2 protein-coding genes are annotated in these 2,774 nt (G+C 36.2%); both read left to right on the top strand.

What is annotated here, in order from left to right:
- Positions 1–180: 180 nt before the first annotated feature.
- On the top strand, positions 181–993 hold the full coding sequence (locus QZ562_RS20820) for a protein-glutamate O-methyltransferase CheR (protein ID WP_293764595.1): 813 nt from the start codon (positions 181–183) through the stop codon (positions 991–993).
- A gap of 370 nt (positions 994–1,363) precedes the next feature.
- Positions 1,364–2,437, top strand: a complete 1,074-nt coding sequence (locus QZ562_RS20815) for a chemotaxis response regulator protein-glutamate methylesterase (protein WP_293764593.1) — start codon at positions 1,364–1,366, stop codon at positions 2,435–2,437.
- Positions 2,438–2,774 lie beyond the last annotated feature (337 nt).

The following is a 2,774-nucleotide window of genomic DNA, read 5'->3' as shown; positions in this document are numbered from 1 at the left end:
TTAATAAACACTTATGAAGATAGCTTAACCGTTTAAAACATACGTTATCCTCGATTTGAATTTTAAGATTATTCAAATCCTTACCATCTTAATCAAGTCAAAAGTGTAATATTATATTGTCGTTCTCGTATTCATTGTCACACTTATATAGAACGATTTTAGTTTTCAATAAAGGTTCATATGTTGCACGAAAGTATATCAGACGCAGAATTCAATCGATTTAGAGGTTTTATCTATGATCATGCAGGAATTAGGCTAAGCGATGATAAAAAAATCTTAGTGACTTCTCGTTTAAGTAAACGATTACGGCATTATTCTATTACTAGTTTTGGTACTTATTTTGATTTAATGACTGAGTTAGGACGCGAAAAAGAGCAGCAAATTGCTATCGATCTGCTAACGACTAATGAGACCTCCTTTTTTAGGGAACCCAAACATTTTGAATTTATAACTAATGAAATTATTCCTAAAATCAACAGAAATAAAAGGTACAGGGTATGGAGTGCCGCATCATCAACAGGTAAGGAAGCCTACAGTTTAGCGATGTTGTTAGATGATAAATTTAACAATACCCTCTGGGAAATATTGGGCTCTGATATTAACCACACAGTTCTCCAAGAAGCCATGCTTGGCCTTTACCAACAGGATAGGATTGATGGTATACCAATGGATTATTTGAGAAAATACTGTCTTAAAGGGAAGGATGAATTTGAAGGGAAATTACTAATAATAAAAAGACTAATCGATAGAGTAAACTTTATCTATGTTAATTTAACTTCAACGTTGCCCTTGGATGAGTTAGGGACTTTCCAGCTAATTTTGCTTCGTAATGTATTGATATATTTTGATGCAGAAACTAAAAGTCAGATTATAAAAAAAGTAGTACTTACATTGGAATCTGGAGGTTTCTTATTTATTGGTCATGCCGAGTCTTTAAAGGGATTCACCCATGGTTTAATTCGAATATCATCATCTATTTATAAAAAGCCATAATCTTAATTAAAGTTAGCCCAAAAAAGTATTTCGGTTAAATTTTAGTTGGTTATTCAATTTTTACAGCTGTATAAATGCTTTAGGTTTGTGTGAAGTTGGAGGAAAGAAAGGACTTGGTTGTCGAAGGGCCCACTCTAACGAAATACCCATTTGCCTCAAAGGTAGTAAATTGTTTAGCTGAAGGGACCGTATGTTGTTCACCTCCTGAATTGATCAACCACTCCTAATGTACAAGCAAACTTGATAGCCATCATATTTGATGGATAATAATAATGAGGCGAGCGTTAATAAAAATGAGTGGTCAAATTTGTTGACCATTTCGCTAACTGAATATAGAAGTCTTTAGTTTAATAATGATAAGGGAGTATAAATGAGCATACGAGTCTTTATTATTGACGATTCTGCTGTTGTCAGGAAAGTACTTACTGATATCTTGACTGCGGCCGCAGGTATCGAAGTAATTGGTAGTGCACAAGACCCAATATTTGCGCTAGCACATATGGAAAAAAATTGGCCTGATGTCATAACTCTCGATATCGAAATGCCTAGGATGGATGGCATTACTTTTTTGAAAAAAATAATGTTAGAGCGACCAACACCCATAGTAATGTGTTCTACTTTGACTGAAAAAGGCTCAAAAGCCTCACTTGATGCGCTTCGTTTGGGTGCTATTGATGTTGTAGCTAAACCTAAGTCGGATGTAAAAACATCTCTGCCTGAATCTTCACGAGATTTGGTCAATGCTATTAAGGTAGCAGCAAAAGCAAATATGGCCGTTTTAAAGCCAATGCCTATTGCCCGTATCAGTCCAACTAGAAACAAGTTTAATGCTGATGCGATGTTAGAAAAAGGCCAAAAACTTGGTGTAAAAAAAGCTGGTTCATTAATTGCTATTGGCGCATCTACCGGAGGGACACAAGCGCTAGCAGCTGTCTTAGCCGCGCTGCCTAGCAATACTTTACCCATTCTTATCGTGCAACATATGCCAGCCCAATTTACCCAAGCTTTTGCAAAAAGATTAAATGAAGTAAGCAGAGTTGAAGTTAAAGAAGCTGAAGACAATGATGCCCTATTACCAGGCCTTGTGCTAATTGCCCCAGGAGGCAAACATATGATGCTGCAAGTAACTCAGTTTGGCGCATCTGTAAAAATAAAAGATGGCCCACCGGTAAACCGTCATAAGCCTTCTGTTGATGTATTGTTTCGTTCAGTTGCCAAATATGCAGGAGCCGATGCACTAGGTATTATCATGACAGGTATGGGTGATGATGGTGCTGTAGGCATTAAAGAAATGCGTGATGTTGGTGCCAAGACTATAGCTCAAAATGAAGAAACATGTGTTGTGTATGGTATGCCTGCTGTAGCAGTAAAATTAGGTGGGATAGACCATGTCCTTGCATTAAGTAAAATCCCTCAAATGATTGTTCAGCATAGGAGAGTGTAAACGATTCTGGCTAGATGGCTGTTTCATATTTAAACTATAGTCCATCTTCAAATTCCATTATAGAGAGACTCATTGCTACTCGCCATGATGTTCACTTAAATTTCTGGATCCTTATTGGTAAATAGTTAGCGTCTTTCTTAGCCTTTCGTTTATCACTAGTATTATTGTTTAATTACGGTCTCTGGTTGCAAAAACGTAGTCATATTCGTCTTCTCTATTTTCGCGAACATTTAACTTGTCATTTAAACTATTATAAATAATATAATTATGTCTTTTATGTGTCTCTTATGTGTCTTTTGAGTGCTGTTTATGTGTCGTATTAATGCTGTATTTATGG

This window comes from uncultured Paraglaciecola sp. (assembly GCF_913058035.1).
Lineage (GTDB): Bacteria > Pseudomonadota > Gammaproteobacteria > Enterobacterales > Alteromonadaceae > Paraglaciecola.
This window is presented reverse-complemented; position numbering and strand designations above follow the sequence as displayed.